The organism is Telluria sp. AZSoR62 (assembly GCF_058111565.1).
This window is the reverse complement of the sequence record NZ_JBYTST010000225.1, coordinates 1-303: the sequence shown is the minus strand read 5'-3', so window position 1 is coordinate 303 and position 303 is coordinate 1. Positions and strand designations below refer to the sequence as shown.

Genomic DNA, 303 nt, shown 5'->3' with positions numbered 1-303 from the left:
ATGAGGAAGCTAATATCGAGACTACTTTAACCGAGATAACCCGTCATATTGATACACAGCATTATCGCTGGGAAATTGTTGCAATTAACGATGGCAGCAGTGATTCAACATTGGAAAAGCTGAACTTTAGTGATCCGGAAAACTTTGAGTTAGTTATTGTCGATTTATCACGTAATTTCGGGAAGGAAGCCGCATTATCGGCAGGCATTGAGCAGGCACGAGGTGATGCCATCATCCCGTTGGATGCGGATCTGCAAGACCCGCCCCAAGTGATTGCCCAATTGTTGGAGAAATGGGAAGAAG

1 protein-coding gene is annotated in these 303 nt (G+C 44.9%); it reads left to right on the top strand.

What is annotated here, in order from left to right; translation table 11 throughout:
* A partial coding sequence (locus AC3XQU_RS23600; RefSeq protein ID WP_489876570.1) for a glycosyltransferase occupies nt 1–303 on the top strand: 303 nt, incomplete at both ends.